The following is a 20,456-nucleotide window of genomic DNA, read 5'->3' on the forward strand; positions in this document are numbered from 1 at the left end:
TAAAAGGGGCTTTCCGCCCCTTTTTTAATTCTGTAAATTATTTAAATCAGTTTTCCAGCATGCCTTTGGTGCTGGGGGCAACACCCTCGCGTCTGGGGTCAATACTGGTAGCTTTGTCCAGTGCCCTCGCCAGCGCCTTAAAAAGGGCTTCGGCTTTATGGTGGTCATTAGAGCCATAAAGAATACGGGCATGCAAATTAAGCCGCCCTTCAATAGCAAAGGTCTCCAGAAAGTGCCTGACCAAGTCTGTAGGGAAGCCGGTAAGGTCGTTTTTGGCAAAAGACAAATCCATTACCGCATATCCCCTTCCGCTTAAGTCCAAGGCTACTGAAGCCAAAGAATCATCCATGGGTACAGTAGCATCAGCCATGCGGACAATCCCTTTGCGTTCCCCTAAAGCTTCATTAAAGGCTTTGCCAAGGGTAAGTGCCACATCTTCAACCAGATGATGGATATCATCTCCGTTGGCAGAAATATTTATGTCAAATAACCCATGCTTAGCCAGTTGGGAAAGCATATGGTCAAACAGCCTGACCCCGGTACACATGTCTGCCTGACCGGTGCCGTCCAAATTAAGGCTCAGGCTAATGGTAGTTTCGGTAGTCTGCCTTTTTATAGAAGCTGTTCTTTTGGTCATATTATTCCCCCATTTCACCCAGAGCTTTTAACAGCCCGTCTGTATCTTCGGGTTTGCCCACTGAAAAACGCAGGCAGTTCTCCATCATCGGGGCATCAAAGCACCTTACCAGAATACCCTTTGACTCCAGTTCATGCTGAACTTCTTTGGCTTTGCCTTTAAGAAGTTTGCACAAAATAAAATTGGCCACAGAAGGATATGGTTTCAGCCAGCCAAATTTACTTAGTTCAGTATATAACCGCTGCCGTTCATTAACAATCTTTTTTACAGTTTCCAGCATATACTCACGCTGGAGCATGGTCTGGCGGATGGCCGCATCAGCTGCAATATTTACCGAATAAGGGTCTTTGATACGTGACAGATAGTCGGCAATTATCGGTGGGAATAGTCCATAACCTACTCGGAGACCTGCCAGTCCAGCCCATTTTGAAAAGGTGCGGAGTATCATAAGGTTAGGGTATTTTGACATATCCGAAACCATAGTCTGTCCGGTAAATTCGTAATAGGCTTCATCAACTACGGTGGGTACACCCAAATCCAGTATTTGACGGATTTCCTCTTTGCTTATGGCCGTGCCTGTGGGGTTATTGGGGGCGGCTATAAATATCAGCTTGGTTTGCGGGGTAATGGCATTGTTTATCGCGGCAATATTTATGTTATAGCTGGCATCACGCGGTACATTGACTATCTTGCCTCGGTTCAGCTCAGTATAAAATTTATACATGGCAAAGGTAGGCGGACAATTAATAACCTCGTCTCCGGGGTTTATAAACAGCCGAAGCAACAAATCTATCAGCTGGTCAGAACCTGCCCCGCAGACAATTTGCTCAACAGCTACACCTGTATATTCAGAGAGCAATCGGCGGATTTCAGACTGGGTGGCATCAGGGTAAATATGATACTGATTGAACTCAGCCATAGCCTGCCGCACAGTTGGGGCAGCCCCGTACAGGTTTTCATTGGCATCCAGCTTGATTATCAGTTTGCTGGTTTTGACCAGTTCGGGTGCTTTGCAGGCAGAATATCCGGCAAAGTCCTCCAGGTCTGTGCGTATATATTTCTTTAGATTATAGGTCATATTATTTCTCGCTTATTCCAGTCGCTTCAAAACAGCTTCGGCATGGCATTCCAGCCCTTCAGCCTTGGCAATAGTAGCGGCAGCTTGCCCTAGCTTTGCAATATCCTGTTTATCCACTTTGACAATATCTATATATTTTACAAAATCCAGTATATTAAGGGGAGAACTGAAACGGGCTGTGCCGGAAGTGGGCAAAGCATGGCTTGGTCCGGCTACGTAATCCCCCATTACTACACTGGCTTTTTCTCCGTAGAATATGCAACCGGCATGATTTATTTGGGTAAGGTATTTCTCCGAATCTTTTACCAGCAGGCACAGATGTTCGGCGGCATACATGTTGGCCAGTTTGATAGCCTCGTTTATATTATCCACCACCGCAATCAGTCCATTATCCCGTAGAGATTGCTTGATAATATCCCTGCGGGAACAGGTATCGGCTTTTGATTCCACAATATCATTTACCCTGTTAGCCAAATCTTCAGACGTGGTTATAAGTATTGATGAAGCCAGTGCATCATGTTCTGCCTGTGCTAAAATATCCGAGGCACAATATTCGGCGTTAGCATACTGGTCAGCTACTATCAACACTTCGCTGGGCCCCTGAAGTCCGTCAATATCTACTACCCCGAATACGGCTTTTTTAGCCAATGTAACAAATATATTACCCGGCCCGCATATCTTGTCTACTTTGGGTATGGACTTTGTACCAAAAGCCAAGGCTGCCACTGCTTGAGCGCCTCCACAAGCGAATATGCGGTCTACACCGGCTATCTGAGCTGCCGCCAAGGTTGGTGCCGGTATTTTGCCGTTTGCTCCCGGAGGAGTAACCAGTATAATTTCTTTAACCCCGGCTTCTCTGGCTGGAATAGCGGTCATAAGCACGGTTGAGGGGTAAAAAGCTTTGCCGCCGGGCACATATAAACCTACCCGTTCCAGCGGGCGGATAAGCTGTTTGCCTTGCATGATTTCAGCCGTTTTCCAGACGGCTTCTTTCTGAAAACGGTGATAAGCCCGTATTTGAGAGGCTGCCAATTGAAGGGCTTCAAATAGTTCAGCAGGAATTTCACTGGCGGCTTGCTGGATTTCCGGCTGTCCAACCTCCAGCTTTGACAGATTGGCGCGGTCAAACTTCAGGGTGTACCCTAACACAGCTTCATCGCCCTGCTTGCGTACATCTGCAATTATGCCGTTTACAGCCTTTTCAGGGTCAACCCCCAGCCGTCTGGCAAGTTCGGTTCTTTCAGTTTCATCCAGAAAGAACCCGGCCTTATCCCGGCGGGAAAGCCTTTTTTCTGCTTGGGCAAACCCGCGGATTATTTTCATTTTACTTTAGGCCTCCAATGCCTTCTTAAGCATATTTATCACTTTGTTTATCCGCTCACTCTTGGCTGCGGAAACTACACTCTGGTAGTTTGCTATAACACAGGCGGTAGATTCAAACAAGGTATCTATTATTTTCAGGTTATGGCGGGCAATAGTGCCGCCGGTCTCGGTATTTTCCACCAGCATATCGGCATCTTCAGGCAGAAAGGCCTCAGTTGCTCCCCATGTAGGAACAATGCGGTAATGCCCCAAATGGTTGCTTCTGGCATAAAAGTCAGAAATATTGGTATATTCGGAGGCTATCCGCATTTCACGGTTGCCGCAGTAGTTTTTCAGTTCCTCCAAATTGGCAACCGGTACATCATTGTGTACTACCGCTACCAGTTTCACCCAGCCGTATTTCAGGTCCAGCAGTTCTTTGACCGGGCTGGTCGGGAATTGGTAGAGATGGTCGGTCAGCCAGTCACGCCCGGTAATAGCCAGATCAAAATTGCCGTTGGCTACCTGTATAGGCATATCCTGCGGACGGATTACTTTTACCGCAATGCCGTTTATGCCGAAAGCAGGCCGATGGTTGCCGCTGGCGGAAGGGTAATCTTCAATAGATATCCCGGCGGCATCCAGTATCTTACGGACATGGGGTTGCTGGTGTCCGTCAGGCAGTGCCAAACGGACAGTGTCATCCGGCATATCCAGAAATGACGGCTGGCAGGCATTTAACGGCTCAATTTTAATATCTTCAGCCTTGGGTTCAATATACTGGCTGATATTTGCCATTACAGATGAAATAGCCCCGCTCAGGTCCTTTTTTTCAAGGCTTTGGCTGTTAGCTATAAGATAGGCTTTAAAATCCAGCACTTTGGCGATGGAACGCAGATTTTTCTTGGCCAAATCCGCCTCAGATTTGCGGGGCAGGATAACCACTTCAGCTGTATCCGGCGGATAAGCTTCTGCCGAACCCCAAAGGGGGAAAATACTAAAATTTTTAAGCCGCAACTGCATGGCAAACGCCTCGGCAATATTGGGGTATTCACTGGCAATGCGTATGCGGGTAGTGCAGGCAGACAGTGCTGCCAGACTGTCATACCGGCTATTAATAGCCGTAGCGGCATATAACGCGCCATGCCCGTAGCCCAGATTTTTCAGCTTGATTATATTGCTGGAGGGATAGCGTGAAGTCAGCTCGGTAAGCCAGTCTGCTCCGCATACACCCAAATCATAGTTGCCTATGGCCAGCTGAATGGGTATGTCTTTCTCGTGAAATATCTTGGCGGACATTTTAGGATTTGAGACAGATTTGAAGCAATAGATTTTAGCTTTATCCATGTATCCGTCAAGCCCCCACTGGCTTTTCTCCAGCAGGGTTTTGGTATCACCAAGCAATCTGCCCTTTGGCAGAGCCACTCTAAGCATCTTCTTCACCGTTTAACAAGTAAATAACCTCAGACTGTTCTTTAAGCTCTAAAGTTTTGTCTTCAATCAGGTCTGTTACCTCGTAGCAATCTTCAGCTTTGACGGTTACTGCCCAGCCATAGGCTGCCGTATCCACACCGGGGTAAAAAAGCTCGGCGCTTATACCGCACTCGCGGATAAGGTTAGCTATTTCATAGGCATTCTTAAGGTTATCACCCTGGTATTTAATAAGTATCTTTTCTTCAACCATATCGTACATATCTTCAGCATCTATCATGGGGATAAGACGGTTCAGATACAAAGCAAACCCGGCCGCCGGCTTATCAGGTCCGCCCAGCAGAGGTATCAGTTTATCATAGCGGCCGCCGCCGCCTACATGTTCGCCGTTTACAAACAGGTGGAAAATTACACCGGTATAGTATTCAAAACCCTTGCCGGATGCAAGGTCTATCTGATAGCTGACACCCAGTTTATCCAGCACGTCCACCCCGGCAATGAAATCATTAAGGGGTTCTTCCAGCTCGCCGCCTGCGGTACCGGCCATGGCCATCACATTTTTCAGGAAAGAGGCTGAAGTGCCTTTATTTTCCATAAGCAGTTTCAGGGTGCGGAAAAGTTCTGGCTTTTCGGTTTCAAGCCTGCTCATCAGGGCAATATCTCCGTCCAGCAGCTGGTCAAATATTTTATGCTGTTCATCAGCATTCGGCTCAAGCTGGGCCAGCACCGCTTTTATAAGCTGGGCATGTGAAAGCCTTAGCTCCACGTCTTCAAAACCCAGTCTGGCAAGGGTTTCCAGCGCCAGCGTAATCAGCTCGGCATTGGCTTCAGGGCTGGTAACCCCTATCAGTTCAGCTCCCAGTTGCCAGTTTTCGCGGGATTTTTTGCCCGTTTCATCAAAACGGAAAATACTGGAGGTGTAACAAAGACGGGCAACATCCATTTCCTGCAGGCTGTCAATATACAGTCTGGCAGCAGGTATAGTGCCATCCGGGCGTAAAACCACTCTTTCACCGCTCCAGCCGTCCCAATCCAAAAAGGAATACACCCTTTTTAACATCTGGGGGGTAAGTGTGCCGCTGGAAGTAAACAGACTCAGATATTCAAGCATGGGGGTACGCACTTCTTCGTATCCCCAGGTGATGCAACTGTCATGGAAAATGCTCTCTATATACCTGAACCGAAGCATATCTTCGGGCAATAAATCGCTGCAACCTTTACAACGCGCAATCATAGTCTTCTACTCCATTTTATGTTAGTGTGTAGATTTTACAATACCCGGCGTGACCAATCAAATAATAGTCAAACCATTGAAATATTATACCTTAAAGCAATATACTTTAGGCGTCTGGTGTGGCAGGTGAAGGAGAAAAAATGAGCTGGTATTGGATAGCCTCTTTAATCGTCATAGTTGTTCTGATAATTATTTTTGTGGTGAATCAAGTAGTCAGTGCCCACCTGAAACAGGCTGCTACAGGTAAAGAAGAACTATATGGCAAGAAAGCTTTGGTAAAAACCCCGCTTAACCCCGAAGGCAAGGTGCTGTATGATGGGGAAATATGGGCAGCACATATTGAAAACGGTTCTGCCGAAGTGGGGCAGGAAGTAGTTATAGTCCGGCTGGAAGGACTTAAGTTGTATGTCAAGATGGAAAGGAGTGAATAAATGGAGGAAACCTTAAACACCTTAATTACTGTTGGTGTGGTTCTGGTTGTACTGTTGCTTATACTCAGTATGGCCATCAAGGTAGTTACCGAGTATGAAAGGGGTGTCATATTCCGTCTGGGCCGTCTTATCGGCGGCAAAGGGCCGGGTTTATTCTTCCTTATACCCTTTGTAGACCGCATGGTAAAGGTTGACCTTCGGGTAGTTACTATGGATGTACCCGGACAGGAAGTTATCACCCGTGACAACGTAACCGTACGGGTTAACGCCGTAGTCTATTTCAGAGTGGTAGACCCTGAAGCCTCAGTGGTCAAGGTAGTAGACCATTTCCGGGCAACTTCGCAGATTTCACAGACTACTCTTAGAAATGTACTAGGCCAGTCCGAACTTGACGAATTGCTCTCTCAGCGCGAAAAACTGAACCAGATACTTCAGCAGATTATAGACGAAGCAACTGCCCCCTGGGGTATCAAGGTCAGTATTGTGGAAATAAAAGAAGTGGAACTGCCCGAAGCTATGAAACGTTCCATGGCTGCGCAGGCGGAAGCTGAACGCGTACGCCGTGCCAAGATTATTCATGCCGAAGGTGAAATGCAGGCTTCCCAGAAACTGGCTCAGGCCGGCAAAGTTATTGCCCAAGAACCGGTCAGCCTGCAGTTGCGTTATCTGCAAACTATGACCGAAATCGCTTCCGAACATTCCAATACCATTATATTCCCCGTACCCATAGACCTTATCAGTATGTTTATGGACAAAGGGAAGGGCATGACAAACCCAAAAACTGAAAAAGATACCAAAGAATAGTCTTAACCCTCGAAGAAATCAGAAGGCCTGCCTTTTGGGCAGGCCTTTTTGAATAAAGATATATAAATATCACACAGCATGCCGCAGGCTTACGTCACCGGCCACTATATGTACCAGATTGCCGTCCGCCAGCCGAATTTTAAGGCTTCCGTCTGAGGCTACCGTTTCCACAATACCGCTATAAATATCTTTGCCGCTGGTTACATCTACTTCTTTACCCAGCGTAATCAGCCGTTTTTTCCACATCTCAAAAACACATTTCCCGTGTTCATTCAGGTCAAGGTATAGCCTTTCAAACTCGTGCAAAAAGCTTAGTATCAGTTTCTCACGGCTGACAGGTTTACCTGTATGGTTTATCAGGCTGGTAGCAATATCTTTCAGTTCAGGATAATCCTGCATATCAGCGTTTACATTTATACCCAGCCCCACCACGCTGAAATTCACCTGCCCGTCCCGGATATCATTTTCCACCAGCATGCCGCAAACTTTCTTGCCGTTTATCAGGATATCATTCGGCCATTTCAGCTCGGTCATTATGCCGGTGGTATCTTGTATAGCGAAGCTGATTGCCAGTGAAGCGGCCATTATCAGGCGTGAAATCTCAGTCTGACTGGGACGCAGTATAAACGACATATATATATTACCCTGAGGCGATACCCATAGTCTTTTCAGCCTGCCATGTCCATCAGTCTGCCTTTCAGTTATTATTACAGTACCGTCACCCGCACCCTTGCGGGCCATCTCCATAGCTACTATCTGGGTAGATGCGGTTTCCGGCAAATATATTATTTCCCTGCCCATGAAACAAGTGCGCAGGTTATTTTGTATATCATTTAGGGAAATACAAGCTGTATTCATATATTTCTCCATATAACCTTAAGTATCTGGACTTTATAGCCGAGACCGTTATATTATACAACAACAGGCACATCGGGGGAGTAAACTGCTATGCCGTCCAACCCTCTGGAAGAATATAATCGCAAGCGTAATTTTGCTCAAACTGCCGAACCATCAGGAGTAAAAAGCGTACCCTCTGACAAGCCCGTATTTGTTATTCAAAAACATCTTGCCAGCCATCTGCATTATGATTTCAGATTGGAAATTGATGGGGTATTAAAATCATGGGCTATTCCCAAAGGACCTTCTGCCAATCCCAAAGAAAAACGATTGGCGGTTGCTACCGAAGACCACCCTATGCAGTACGCATCTTTTGAAGGGGTAATACCCGAAGGGGAATATGGTGCGGGCAAAGTGATAGTGTGGGACAAAGGCACTTTTGGCAACCTGAAGGAGGGTAAAACACTGGCTGAGTCTTATGATACAGGGCATTTGGTTATAAACCTTCAGGGTAAAAAACTGAAAGGCGGATATTCGCTTTTACGGACCAAAATGGGCTGGCTGATGGTGAAGATGGAAGATGCATTTGCTGACCGTTTGTCAGATATACTTAACGAACAACCGGCTTCGGTAATAACTGGTAAACTGGTAGAAGAAATTATTTAATACAGGCTAAGTGTCTGCATATACCGGGGAGTAAACTGATGTACGTAGTAGAAACACACGGCATATCCAAAATATATGGATGCAACGTTATTGTAGATAATCTATCCCTTAGCCTTGAGCAAGGGCAGATTATGGGGCTGATTGGACCTAACGGGGCAGGCAAAACTACAACTCTGCGCATGATGATGGATATTATCAAGCCTGACAGCGGGAAAGTGCTTATACTGGGTGAGCAAATGAATGCTGATGCCCAGAACCATATCGGTTATCTGCCTGAAGAACGGGGTCTTTACCGCAAACAGAAAATCATAGATTCTCTGGTATATCTGGCCAGTCTTAAAGGCATGAACCCTGTCGTTGCCAGAACCAGAGCTATGGAGTTATTGGAAAAAGTGGGTCTTTCAGCCCATGCCGAAAAAAAGGTGGAACAGCTTTCGCATGGCATGGGGCAACTGGTACAGCTGGTCTCCACCATTATCCATGACCCAGTTCTAATGATAATAGACGAGCCTTTTAACGGGCTGGATCCGGTAAATGTCCAACTGGTAAAAGACCTGATGCTGGAACTGCGTAGCCAAAACAAATCACTTATCCTTTCTACTCACCGTATGAATGAAGTAGAGGAAATGTGTGACCGTATTTGCATGCTTAACAAAGGCCAGCAGGTGCTGTACGGCAATCTGCTTGATATTAAAAACCGCTATCGCAGCAATACGCTTGAGGTAGATTATGAAGGCGAGTTTCCTCCCCTATCTAACGTCAGTGATACCAAAGCGGCAAACGGCAAAGCCCATATTATATTAAACGGGAGCACTACTGCCCAAGATGTGCTGGTGCAACTGGTTAAAAGCGGGCTGGTTATACACCGCTTTGAAATAGCTACCCCTACTTTAAATGATATTTTTATCAGCATTGCAGGTAAGAAAAATGTCTAAATACCGTATTGTTTTAAAGCACGAATTTATGTCAACCTTAAAACGCAAAGGCTTTTTGATAACTTCACTGGCTTTGCCGGTGCTGGGTTTGCTGGGTATTCTGGTGGGTATGGTAGTGCAGAACATAAACGCAAAACCTGATACCAACGAACCTCTGCAAATAGGGTATGTGGATCAGGTGGGGGTTTTCAGTGGTTACCAAGAACAACCCGGTGTTGTGTTGATTCCTTTTGCTGACTCGCAGACAGCTGTTGATAATATGCTAAGCGGTGAGCTGGACGAATTTCTTATTATACCTGCGGATTATATAAATACGGGTATAATTCAGCGTTTTACCCTGAAAGCTGAAATCTCCCCCGGCGGGGATACTTCTTATGCTATATCCAGCTTTCTTACCTCCAATCTTTTGGGCGGAAAGGTGGATGCTGATATTCTTAGCCGGGTACAAAACCCGTTTGCTCTGATAAATACCGTTATAGATGAGTCCGGTCAACCGGCACCCGGTCAGGGCGGAATTCCCAATTATATTGTTTCATACTTGTTCGGCATACTTTTGCTTTTAGCTATATTTACTGCCTCAGGTTATTTACTGCAAGGTCTGAGCGAGGAAAAAGAAAACCGTATTATGGAGGTACTGCTTTCCTCTGTCACTACCCGTGAACTTATGACGGGCAAAATAGTCGGCTTGGGTTTGGCAGGACTGATTCAGGTTGCCTTCTGGCTGGTTTGTGCGTGGGGGCTGGTCAAATTTGCCACTAAAACCTTTGGTGATATACTGGGTGCTTTGTCTATACAGGCGGATATGATAGTAGTCTGTCTGGTTTTCTTTATACTTGGTTACTTCCTGTACTCCATTCTTATGGCGGCTATCGGTGCCATAACCCCTAATGTGCGTGACGGACAGCAGCTATCGGTTATTGTTACCATGTCTGCCGCTTTCCCCTTTTACCTTATGCCGTTTATCTTAAACGGAGGAGACAATCTCCTGAATAAAGTGCTTTCACTTTTCCCGCTTACCTCACCCCTTACTATTATTATGCGTATGGGTACAGGTATACCTGTATGGGAAATTATTCTGGCGGCTATTCTTTTAAGTCTTACTATATGGCTGTTTTTCGGACTGGCCGCCAAATTATTCAGGGTGTTTTTGCTTATGTATGGCAAAACCCCCAGCATAAAAGAAATAATGCACTTAATCAGGCAAACTTAGTCTTGGCATAACGGGTAGTTTTATACAGATTTTCGGTTAGGATATTTGAGTGATACAAATGCCATTATTTGTACTCATGGTTTGTCCGGAAAGCTGCCAAGCCCTTTACTATTCAGCCAAATTGCTCTAAAATAGCCTCAAAACTTGCGGGTGTAACTCAGCGGTAGAGTGCTTGCTTCCCAAGTAAGACGTCGCGGGTTCGAATCCCGTCACCCGCTCCATAACAAATTTAGAAAGAGGTGCTGCGTGGGAACTGCAATTGATTATCAGAAGCAAATGACCGAAATAGTGTATGTGAACCTGCCAGGGCCTGAAGAACCTCAACCAGGCATGACCGGCGGGGAACTCCTCCATGGTTTTTTGGCTGAACTTAACAGGGCTCCTTCGGCTGAAACGAGGGCTTTCGTAAGCACATTAGCCGCCAAGTGGAATATTCATTACCGCAATAACAGCGGGCGTTAATATCCCCCTTGCAATTATCCCGACAAGGGGGTAAAAGAGGTGCGACATGGGTGTAGCAATTGAATACCAGAAAATAATGACCGAGATTGTGTATGTCAATCTTCCCGGTCCCGAAGAGCCTATGCCCGGTATGACAGGCGGGGAACTCCTTCATGGTTTCTTGGCGGAGCTTAACCGTGCAGTTTCACCTGAAAGCCGGGCATATGTTGCTTCTCTGGCTGCCAAGTGGAATATCCATTACCGTAATGTTCCTTCCAGATAAGCCCTTTTTTAATAAGTAAACCCGGTAAATTGTCGCTTTAAAATGCGTCTGTAGTTAGTATTGTCAAGGCGCTCACAATAGCTGTTCTTCAAGACCGTTTCAGAAAACACGATATTTGCGGTAAAGACGGCTATTTGTCTATATATTCAAAGTTAAGCCTCGCTATCCATAAGTCTTTTTATTTTATAGGCAGTTTCAAGTATATTTGCCTGTTTGACCTTACTTCCGGCTTGTCATTTTGGTGCAGCATAAAAATTGGTTGACAAAAGCACTTTTCTGAAATAACCTTTTTAGATAACCAAAAAGGTGAAATTGCTTGAAAGAAATTTTGCACTATGCCTGGATAGAAATTATCCGCCGTCCTGCCCGCAGCATTGGCAATATGCTGGGATACAGTCTGGCACTGGCTATTGCGATAGTTTTATTTTCTGTCCTCAGTTTTTCTCAGGACGCTTCCGCCAGTGTACTAAATTCCACCGGTACTCATTTCATAACTTATTTGCCGCAGTGCAATTCAGAGGCCTGTGCTGTAGATTTGAAAGATCCGCTTCATGAAGGTTTTATAGCCAACAATACCCTTTCAAAAGTGCTTTCGGCTGATATTGTCAGCCAGATAACTGCACTGGATACGGTGAAAGATGCTTCGTCTTTTATACTATTCCGCTTTTATGACAAAATTACCGATACATATACTCTGGTTGCTGGGTTTGACCCTTTAAATACAACAGCTGTTAAAACCAATTGTTGTTCCTCAGAGGATATTATAACAGGTGAATTCCTTAAACCCACTGATACCGGTCTGGTAATGCTGGAGGAATCATTTGCTTTAGCCGAGACCCTTCCGGTTGGCTTCCGTGTGGATATAGGCGGCCAGAGTTTCAGGGTGGGCGGTATTATAAATGCCGGTGTGCGCCCCGGTAAAGCTGACATCTATATGACCATAACAGAGCTTCGCAATCTTATAAATACCCGTCTTAATACCGCACTGCCCCCGGATGCAACCAACATAATATTGGTGGAATCTAATGGAGCGAATGTGCATTACCAAGCTATAGACCAGGTCAAAGAAATAATGGGTGACCGCAGTTTGGTTTCCACCTATGCTTGCTCAAAACCTGCCTCTACTGCCATGGGTATAGGCGAGAACGGCATTTGGCTGGTTTCGGGGATTCTCCTGATAAGTGTAATTGCTTTGGCCTTGAAATCCGAATATTCTGCTGTACTGGAACGGCGGCGGGATATCGGTATCCTGAAAGCGATAGGCCTTAGTGACAGCACTATTCTTTGGCAGATAGTAAGCCAATCAGTTATACAGGCAGTTATCGGAGCTGTAGCAGGTATTTTGCTGGGAGTTTTACTTATATATACGATACCCTTTGCCAGTATCAGCGGAATCAGCAGTCAGGATACACTGGGAGTGGATTGGATAGTAACACTGAGTGCCTTTGGGCTGGCAGTGATAGGCGGAATAGCAGCCGGGATAATTCCGGCTTTAAGTGCAGCTTCCGTGCGTCCGGCTGAAAGCCTGAGGGGATTATAAAATGAAAAAATCCCGTCTTGAAGCTATTAATATCAGCCGCTCTTTTCAAAAAGGCGCCCAGTCCATACCTGTTTTAAAGGAAATAAATCTGAGGGCAGAGCCGGGTGAAGTGGTGGTTATCCGGGGTAAAAGCGGCGCAGGCAAATCAGTGCTTCTCTGGATACTTTCCGGGCTGGACAATACGGATTCAGGGCGGGTGGTTTTTGACGGGCTGGAATTAAACTCACTTGGCAACTCCCAGCGGGCTGAACTCCGCCGCAGCCGTTTGGGTATTATCTTCCAGAATTTCAATCTGATTGGTTCGTGGACTGCATATGAAAATGTGGAAATCGCCCTACGCAATTCGAAGCTTTCGCCACTTGAGAAATCAAAGCGAATTAACCGGATATTGTCTGAACTGGGGCTTTCTGACAGGCTTCAAAACCTGCCCGCTGAATTGAGTATAGGCCAACAGCAAAGGGTAGCAATTGCCCGAACACTGGCAACCAACCCTGAACTTATACTGGCAGACGAACCCACCGGTGATGTAGACCCTGAAACAGGGGCCGAAATAATCGAGATGCTGCTGACACCTGTTAAGGCAGGTAAAGCAGGGCTGATAGTCGCCACCCACGGGAATTTCCCTCTGGAAATAGCTACGCGGGTATATACCCTTGATAACGGCGTTCTGATACCATTTAAGCTTGCCAGTACACCCCATCTCCAATCCTGATATAATATTCTTATGACCCAAAACAGCCTTGCTTTGTATATGCATTTCCCTTTTTGCCTGAAAAAATGCGGATACTGCTCGTTTATTTCTTATCCGGACAAACTGGAGAGTGTGCCGGATTATGTAAACTGCCTTAAGAAAGAAATTAAACTACGGACAGAGGGGCTTTGCTTGCACAGCCTTTATTTTGGCGGAGGAACGCCCAGCCTTTTATCACCTTCGCAGGTGGCAGATATCATGAGTAGTATACAAACAGTATCGCATCTTTTGCCCGGTGCAGAGATTACATTTGAAGCTAATCCGGGTACTCTTAGCCTGCCCTATCTTAAACAGTTAAGCGGGCTCGGCATCAACCGTTTGAGCTTGGGTATCCAAAGTTTTTCAGATGCAGAGCTGACAATGCTGGGCCGTTTGCATGACGCTCAACAAGCACGGCATATATACACACAAGCCAGAATCTCCGGTTTTGACAATATAAATCTTGATCTTATTTATGGTTTACCCCATTCCACCCTGCTTTCTTTTAAAGCCAATCTGAGTGAAATGCTGAAACTTGAGCCGGAACATATTTCACTTTACGGTCTCACTCTGGAGGAAGACACCCCCATGTATCTTCAGGTGCAAAAAGGATTATTGCCCTTTATGGATTCCGAAATTGCGGCTGACCAGTATCAGCTGGCTGAAGAAATGCTGGAGAGTGCCGGCTACCATCACTATGAGATTTCCAACTGGGCTAAACAGGGCTATGAGAGCCGTCATAACCTTACTTACTGGCAAAACAGGCCTTATCTGGGTTTGGGTGTGGCTGGGCATTCCTTTTTTCAGAATTGGCGTACAGCCAATACCATAGACCTTGATGAGTATTTACTTTGCTGGCAAAATAATTCCCCGCCGTCACCGTCTGAAAATATAAATGTAGATTTAGCTAATCAGCTGGCTGAAACTATAATATTGGGGCTTAGGCTGGATAAGGGTGTAACCGCTGAAGATATTGAAGCCCGTTTCGGGACGTGTGTGATGGATATGTATTATCCCCAGATTCAAGAATGTGTTGAATTGGGGCTTTTGGAAGAGCATGATGGCTGTATCCGCCTGACCCCCAGAGGCAGGTTGCTCTCTAACGAGGTATTCTGGCGTTTCTTGCCTTAAAGATTAAAATACGCTAATTTATATATTCGGTAGTATATAAGCCTAAAGTTAAAAGTTGGTGATATGAGTCAATCCAGTGTAAGAAATTTCTGCATTATTGCCCATATAGATCATGGCAAGTCCACTCTGGCTGACCGCCTGATAGAAATGACAGGCACTCTTCGCCACGATGAAATGTGCGAACAGGTCATGGATAGTATGGAACTTGAACGTGAGCGTGGCATAACCATAAAAGCCAAAGCTATCCGTCTGCGGTATATCTCAAAAGACAAACAGGAATACCGCCTGAATCTTATAGATACTCCCGGACATGTGGATTTCTCCTATGAAGTTTCACGGACTATCGCTGCCTGCGAAGGGGCAATACTCGTTATAGACGCTACCCAGGGTATCCAAGCCCAAACTCTGGCAAATGTTTACCTGGCCATAGAATATAATCTGGAAATTATTCCGGTTATCAATAAGATAGACCTGCCGGGGGCTGATATCCCGAGGGTAATGGGTGAAATCAAAAGCGTACTAGGTTATGATGAAGATTCCGTACTGCAAATCAGCGCCAAACTGGGGCTGGGTGTACCGGAATTGCTGGAAGCCATTGTCAACAAAGTGCCTGCCCCCAAAGGAAACGCAAACCAGCCTCTGCGGGCGCTTATATTTGATTCCCATTATGACCCGTATAAAGGGGTGGTAGCCTATCTGCGGGTGGCAGACGGTAATATAAACAAGGGCGATGACCTGCGTCTTATGGGGCAAGGTACGGAATTCCGGGTACTTGAAGCGGGATATTTCGCCCCTGCCCAAGTAGCCGCATTAAGGCTGGATGTGGGTGATGTAGGCTATATAGCTACCGGGCTTAAATCCGTAGGTGAATGCCGGGTGGGTGATACTGTTACTCTGCAACACGGTGGTGCAATCCAGCCACTTATCGGTTATCATCCGGCCAAAGCCATGGTTTTTGCAGGTATTTATCCAACCCAGACAGATGACTATCACGAACTGCGTGAAGCTATGGAAAAGCTGAGTCTGAATGATGCTTCACTATCTTCCGAACCGGAATCCAGTCCCCTTTTGGGTCACGGCTTTCGCTGCGGGTTTTTAGGCCTGCTGCATCTGGATATTATAGTGGAAAGATTGGAACGTGAGTTTAATCTTTCACTGGTAGTAACTTCTCCCGGCGTCAGCCTGACAGTCACCCGTATCGGAGGTGAGGCTTTTACCGTAGTAAATCCGAATGAGATGCCTCTCCCCCATGAAATTGCCCGTATTGAAGAACCGTGGGTTTCAGTGGTTATCATCACTCCTTCAAAATACATTGGCACAGTCATGGATTTAGTCAGAGAGAACTACGGCGTATACAAAAATACCGAATATCTGGGGCAACTGGCCATGAGTGAGCTTGGGCAACGGGTACAGCTTCATTATGATATGCCATTGCGTTCCATACTCACTACTTTTCATGACCAGCTGAAAAGCCGCACTCAGGGTTATGCCTCACTGGACTATGAATTTATTGGATATCGTGATGCCAATCTTTCGAAGATAGATGTGCTGGTAAATGATGTTCCGGTAGATGCTTTCAGCCGCATTATTCCTCCGGATAAAGCCCATGAAATAGGAGAAGCACTGGTAAAAAAGCTGAAGGAAATGATACCCAGGCAGCTTTATCAGGTCACTCTTCAGGCGGCTATCGGCAGCAAGATTGTAGCCCGGGCTGACATATCTGCCAAGCGTAAAGACGTAATCGCCAAGTGTTACGGCGGTGATATTACCCGTAAACGCAAACTTCTGGATAAGCAGAAGGAAGGCAAGAAGAAAATGCGCCAAATAGGCAAAGTAGAAGTCCCCAAAGAAGCATTTTTAAGTGTCCTAAAACTCCAGTAAATTGTCTTTTTGCCTTGCCAAAGGGCAATTAGTGTGTTACAATACCGCCACTTAAGCTACTTTCGGGTATACTATTGTCCTTCACCTGCGTGTGCCCTTGTGTCTGAAGTAGACATTATTTAAAAAGGAAGAAAAGATTTTGGCCAGTAGTTTTATTGCTATAGCCGTTCTCTTCCCCTTTGTAGCCGGCTTGATTTGTCTGTTCCTAAAACACAACCTTCTGAGGTCCGGGCTTGTTGCCCTGTCTGCCGTTGTGCTCATTTCCAGTTCTATCCTGCTGTTTTCGCAGGGCGGTTTGCCGATAGAGTACAGCCCTGCCCACCAGTGGGATAGCATCATTATGGTGCTTGATTATGCACTGCTGGCTTTCTTCCTGTTGGTGGGTGTGAAGGATATTATCAAAAACGGCTGGAGTGTCAGAGGTATTCTGACGGCCAGTCTGGTACTGTCACAGATAGTGCTGCTTGGGTTATTTGAGTTTGTTTGGGCACCCGCCGTACCTCTCCCTTCCGAACCGGCCTTCTTTATTGACCAGCTTTCCATTATCATGTGCCTTATTATTTCAATTATCGGTTCACTTATACTTCTTTACGCCATCAAATACATGAAAGACCATGAGCATCACCAGCATCTTAAAATCACCCGCCAGCCTCGTTTCTTTTTCTTTATGACCATATTGCTAGGCGCTATGAACGGTATTGTATTTTCTGACAATCTGCTCTGGTTATACTTTTTCTGGGAAATCACTACTTTATGTTGTTTCGCCCTTATCGGCCACGAGCAAACTAAGGAAGCTGTTAACAATGCCTTCCGTGCCCTCTGGATGAACCTGATAGGCGGTTTGGGATTTGTGCTGGCCATAATTTATGTCTTTACAAATTACGGCAGTATTTCCCTGCAAGCACTTATTACCAACCCCATTATAGCCATGGCACCTCTTTTCTTCTTGTTTATGGCGGCTTTCACCAAAGCTGCGCAGGTGCCTTTTCAGGGTTGGCTTTTAGGTGCTATGGTGGCACCGGTGCCTGTTTCGGCTTTGCTTCACTCTTCTACCATGGTCAAAGCGGGTATTTACCTTTCCATCCGTTTGGCTCCGGCTATTACTGATACCACTTTAGCCACTTTGATTGCTCTGTTCGGGGCATTTACATTTATGGTAACCGCCCTTATGGCTATCAGCCAACGTGAATCCAAGAAAGTTCTGGCCTATTCCACTATTTCAAACCTTGGCCTGATTATAATGTGCGTAGGTATAAATACCCCTCTGGCAATTACCGCTGCCATTGTCCTTACCATTTTCCATGCCATATCCAAAGCCCTCCTCTTTATGTGTGTGGGCGTCATAGACCACTCTATGGGCAGCCGTGATATTGAAGATATGGAGGGGCTGGTACGCCGCTATCCGCTGATAGCCGGTATAACTGTCGCCGGTATCCTTTCCATGATGCTGGTGCCTTTTGGCATGCTGCTGGGCAAATGGGCTGCCATAGAGGCTACTTCGGCTATGTCAGGGTTTATTTCACCGCTGGTTTTCATACTTTTGGTTATAGGTTCAGCGGCGACCACTGTTTTCTGGGTAAAATGGCTGGGGCGTTTCTTCAGTGTGACGCCGGGTATTGAGAAAATAAGGTTTGAACGTTTTTCATTTTTGTATCACAGCCCTTTGATTGTACTGCTGGCCTTGGCCGGAATATTCAGTTTAGCGGTTATCCCATTTTACGAAAATTTCATCTTGCCGGCTGTAACTGCTTTCTATCCGAATGTTGTAGATACCTCAACCGGTTTCTTCGGAAGTGCTGTAGGTTTATTTACCGCTTGGCCGTTATTTATCCTGCTGGCAGTCGCCCTCATACTGGTACCTGTTTTATTCAAACCCAAAGCCAAAAACCTTAGCACTGCCTATATGTGCGGTGAAAATGTAAGCACCTCGGCTGACAGTTTTTATTCGGTAGCTGATGGTGAGACTAAAATCAAACTGGGCTCAATGTATCTGGATACCCAGTTTGCTAACCCTAATCTGGATACCGGGCTTAAGATAGTTGGGCTTTTGATACTTGTTAGTATGCTGGTAGTGGTGCTGATATGAACGAATGGTTGCTGGTTGCTTTAGCTCTGGTTTTGCCGCCTGTACTGGGGAGTTTGCTTCGCGGTTTTGACCGTATACTGACTGCCCGAATGCAGGGAAGGTTCGGGCCGCCCCTCCTCCAGCCTGTTTACGATACTATCAAACTTTTGGCCAAACGCCGCATGATTACCGGTCGTATGCAGGCCGTAAGTTCTATAGGTTACCTGCTTTTTATCATGGCGGCTACAGTTATGTTTTTCCTCGGTCAGGATCTTCTACTTATTGTACTGGTACTGGGCGTGGCAGATATGTTTCTGGTTGTGGGTGCCTTTGCCACCCGCTCCCCGTATAGCCAGATTGGTGCCAACCGCGAGCTTCTGCAGATACTTTCTTATGAGCCTATCCTGATTATAACGGCTATCGGGCTGTATATAGCTAACGGTAGTTTTATGATTTCTGAAATCAGCCAGCCTTTATTGCCTTCTTTATGGCCAATATTTATCGCCCTTGTTTTGGTGCTGATTATACTTATGCGAAAATCTCCTTTTGATATTTCATCTTCGGAGCATGCTCATCAGGAACTGGTCAGGGGTGTATTCACCGAATATTCGGGTATTCACTTGGGGCTTATAGAGATTGCCCATATGTACGAACTTATACTGGTACTGGGTGTTATTTCTCTCATGTGGCTTCCGGGTGTTGTGCCCGGTATTGCACTGGCACTTGCCTGCTGGTTTTTAGTACTGGTGATTGATAATATAACTGCCCGCCTTACCTGGTCTTCCATGCTGAAAATATTATGGATGTTCGGGCTGGGTCTGGCACTGGTTAACCTTATCGGACTTTCAGTGCTGGGAGGGGTCTAAGTGGATTTTGTTACGAAGTCCCAGATAAAATCACCCTGGCTGCTCCATTTTGATTGCGGCAGTTGCAACGGGTGTGATATTGAAATACTGGCCTGTCTTACACCTCTTTATGATGTTGAACGTTTCGGCATTGTAAACATGGGTAACCCCAAGCATTCGGATGTCCTTCTGGTAACTGGTCCTGCCAATAAACGTAATTACCGGGTTTTACGAAATCTGTACGAACAAATGCCTGAACCAAAGGTAGTCATAGTTATAGGTACCTGCGGTTGCAGCGGCGGCGTTTTTCATAACTGCCCCAATATACTGGGCGGAGTGGATAAAGTAATACCGGTGGATGTTTATGTTCCCGGCTGTGCCGCCAGACCTGAGGCCATTATAGACGGCGTGGTTATGGGGCTTGGCAAACTGGCTGATAAAAAAGCTAAGGCTAAAGCTCAAACCAAACGCGAGGAACAGAATGTGTAATTGTGAATCCAAATCCCCTGAGGTTATAGACCTGTCAAAACTGGATAATATTCTGGATGGTTACCGTGATAAAGCCGATATGCTTATTCAGGTGCTCCTCAAAATTCAAAAAGAGTATAACTGGCTTCCCAAAGAAGCCTTGTATAAAGTAAGCCAAACCCTGAATGTGCCCGTAAACAGAGTTTACCATGTAGCTACCTTCTATAAACTTTTTAGCGTAATACCCAAAGGCAAACATAACGTAAGTGTTTGCGTGGGTACTGCCTGTCACGTGTTTGGTGCGCCCAAGATACTGGATCGTTTGGAGAAATCACTGGGTATAAAAGCCGGTGAAACTACTTCTGACCTGAAATTTTCCCTTGAAACAGTAAACTGTCTGGGTTGTTGTGCTTTGGGACCGGTGGTGGTGGTTGATGGTCATTACCACGGCAAACTACCTACCGCCGATGCCGAAAAAATACTGGCAGACTACGATTAATTAGGAGC

General features: G+C 46.0%; 21 protein-coding genes and 1 tRNA gene. 16 read left to right on the forward strand and 6 right to left on the reverse strand.

Going from position 1 to position 20,456, the window contains the following annotated elements:
- Positions 1 to 46 precede the first annotated feature (46 nt).
- Genes hisB through X794_RS03645 form a run of 5 tightly spaced genes read right to left on the reverse strand, consistent with a single transcriptional unit; the run spans position 47 to position 5,682 of the window.
- Positions 47 to 637, reverse strand: a complete 591-nt coding sequence (gene hisB / locus X794_RS03625) for an imidazoleglycerol-phosphate dehydratase HisB (protein ID WP_011309320.1) — start codon at positions 635 to 637, stop codon at positions 47 to 49.
- 1 nt (position 638) lies between these two features.
- Positions 639 to 1,715, reverse strand: a complete 1,077-nt coding sequence (gene hisC / locus X794_RS03630; protein WP_011309321.1) for a histidinol-phosphate transaminase — start codon at positions 1,713 to 1,715, stop codon at positions 639 to 641.
- 12 nt (positions 1,716 to 1,727) lie between these two features.
- The gene (gene hisD / locus X794_RS03635) at positions 1,728 to 3,038 is read right to left on the reverse strand and encodes a histidinol dehydrogenase (RefSeq protein ID WP_011309322.1); all 1,311 of its coding nucleotides are present in this window, start codon (positions 3,036 to 3,038) and stop codon (positions 1,728 to 1,730) included.
- Between the two features lie 6 nt (positions 3,039 to 3,044).
- Positions 3,045 to 4,451, reverse strand: a complete 1,407-nt coding sequence (hisG, locus tag X794_RS03640) for an ATP phosphoribosyltransferase (RefSeq protein WP_011309323.1) — start codon at positions 4,449 to 4,451, stop codon at positions 3,045 to 3,047.
- A complete protein-coding gene (locus tag X794_RS03645; RefSeq protein ID WP_011309324.1) occupies positions 4,444 to 5,682 on the reverse strand; it encodes an ATP phosphoribosyltransferase regulatory subunit in 1,239 nt (412 codons plus the stop codon). The genes hisG and X794_RS03645 overlap by 8 nt, the downstream gene beginning before the upstream one ends.
- 140 nt (positions 5,683 to 5,822) lie before the next feature.
- On the opposite strand from X794_RS03645, the gene X794_RS03650 reads away from it, so the two are divergent.
- Both X794_RS03650 and X794_RS03655 read left to right on the forward strand, forming a co-directional pair.
- Entirely contained in the window at positions 5,823 to 6,113 is a 291-nt protein-coding gene (locus tag X794_RS03650) for an NfeD family protein (protein ID WP_011929081.1), read from the forward strand.
- Positions 6,114 to 6,917: a slipin family protein gene (locus X794_RS03655; protein ID WP_011309326.1), complete on the forward strand. Its 804-nt coding sequence runs from the start codon at positions 6,114 to 6,116 to the stop codon at positions 6,915 to 6,917.
- Between the two features lie 69 nt (positions 6,918 to 6,986).
- Here the strand turns inward: X794_RS03655 and X794_RS03660 are convergent, their stop codons facing one another.
- Positions 6,987 to 7,775 carry a biotin--[acetyl-CoA-carboxylase] ligase gene (locus tag X794_RS03660; protein WP_011929082.1) on the reverse strand — a complete coding sequence of 263 codons (789 nt, stop codon included), beginning with the start codon at positions 7,773 to 7,775 and terminating at the stop codon, positions 6,987 to 6,989.
- Between the two features lie 90 nt (positions 7,776 to 7,865).
- Here X794_RS03660 and X794_RS03665 point away from each other — a divergent pair, with 90 nt between their 5' ends.
- The 14 genes from X794_RS03665 to X794_RS03730 all read left to right on the forward strand — a co-directional run bounded on the left by X794_RS03665 (position 7,866) and on the right by X794_RS03730 (position 20,448).
- Entirely contained in the window at positions 7,866 to 8,420 is a 555-nt protein-coding gene (locus X794_RS03665) for a DNA polymerase ligase N-terminal domain-containing protein (RefSeq protein ID WP_011309328.1), read from the forward strand.
- A 38-nt stretch (positions 8,421 to 8,458) separates the two neighbouring features.
- Entirely contained in the window at positions 8,459 to 9,355 is an 897-nt protein-coding gene (locus X794_RS03670) for an ABC transporter ATP-binding protein (RefSeq protein ID WP_011309329.1), read from the forward strand.
- A complete protein-coding gene (locus tag X794_RS03675) occupies positions 9,348 to 10,565 on the forward strand; it encodes an ABC transporter permease (protein WP_012984304.1) in 1,218 nt (405 codons plus the stop codon). Before X794_RS03670 ends, X794_RS03675 begins: the two co-directional genes overlap by 8 nt.
- A 146-nt stretch (positions 10,566 to 10,711) precedes the next feature.
- A tRNA-Gly gene (locus X794_RS03680) sits at positions 10,712 to 10,786 on the forward strand.
- A 25-nt stretch (positions 10,787 to 10,811) separates the two neighbouring features.
- Positions 10,812 to 11,027 carry a hypothetical protein gene (locus X794_RS03685; protein ID WP_011929085.1) on the forward strand — a complete coding sequence of 72 codons (216 nt, stop codon included), beginning with the start codon at positions 10,812 to 10,814 and terminating at the stop codon, positions 11,025 to 11,027.
- Between the two features lie 46 nt (positions 11,028 to 11,073).
- Positions 11,074 to 11,289 (forward strand): hypothetical protein, encoded by a 216-nt coding sequence (locus tag X794_RS03690; protein WP_011309331.1) that lies wholly within the window; start codon positions 11,074 to 11,076, stop codon positions 11,287 to 11,289.
- A gap of 316 nt (positions 11,290 to 11,605) precedes the next feature.
- Positions 11,606 to 12,829 carry an ABC transporter permease gene (locus tag X794_RS03695; RefSeq protein WP_041344543.1) on the forward strand — a complete coding sequence of 408 codons (1,224 nt, stop codon included), beginning with the start codon at positions 11,606 to 11,608 and terminating at the stop codon, positions 12,827 to 12,829.
- Position 12,830: 1 nt separating this feature from the next.
- Complete coding sequence (locus X794_RS03700; RefSeq protein ID WP_041344545.1) at positions 12,831 to 13,541, forward strand: ABC transporter ATP-binding protein; 711 nt, start codon at positions 12,831 to 12,833, stop codon at positions 13,539 to 13,541.
- Positions 13,542 to 13,553: 12 nt separating this feature from the next.
- Entirely contained in the window at positions 13,554 to 14,690 is a 1,137-nt protein-coding gene (gene hemW / locus X794_RS03705; RefSeq protein ID WP_011929088.1) for a radical SAM family heme chaperone HemW, read from the forward strand.
- Positions 14,691 to 14,753: 63 nt separating this feature from the next.
- Positions 14,754 to 16,571, forward strand: a complete 1,818-nt coding sequence (lepA, locus tag X794_RS03710; protein ID WP_011309335.1) for a translation elongation factor 4 — start codon at positions 14,754 to 14,756, stop codon at positions 16,569 to 16,571.
- Between the two features lie 139 nt (positions 16,572 to 16,710).
- Positions 16,711 to 18,657, forward strand: coding sequence for an NADH-quinone oxidoreductase subunit L (locus X794_RS03715; RefSeq protein WP_011309336.1), 1,947 nt, complete (start codon positions 16,711 to 16,713; stop codon positions 18,655 to 18,657).
- Entirely contained in the window at positions 18,654 to 19,502 is an 849-nt protein-coding gene (locus X794_RS03720) for a respiratory chain complex I subunit 1 family protein (RefSeq protein WP_011309337.1), read from the forward strand. The genes X794_RS03715 and X794_RS03720 overlap by 4 nt, the downstream gene beginning before the upstream one ends.
- The gene (locus X794_RS03725; protein WP_011309338.1) at positions 19,503 to 19,970 is read left to right on the forward strand and encodes an NADH-quinone oxidoreductase subunit B family protein; all 468 of its coding nucleotides are present in this window, start codon (positions 19,503 to 19,505) and stop codon (positions 19,968 to 19,970) included.
- Positions 19,963 to 20,448 (forward strand): complex I 24 kDa subunit family protein, encoded by a 486-nt coding sequence (locus tag X794_RS03730; protein ID WP_011309339.1) that lies wholly within the window; start codon positions 19,963 to 19,965, stop codon positions 20,446 to 20,448. The genes X794_RS03725 and X794_RS03730 overlap by 8 nt, the downstream gene beginning before the upstream one ends.
- Positions 20,449 to 20,456 lie beyond the last annotated feature (8 nt).

Source organism: Dehalococcoides mccartyi CG5 (assembly GCF_000830885.1).
Taxonomy (GTDB): Bacteria; Chloroflexota; Dehalococcoidia; order Dehalococcoidales; family Dehalococcoidaceae; genus Dehalococcoides; species Dehalococcoides mccartyi_B.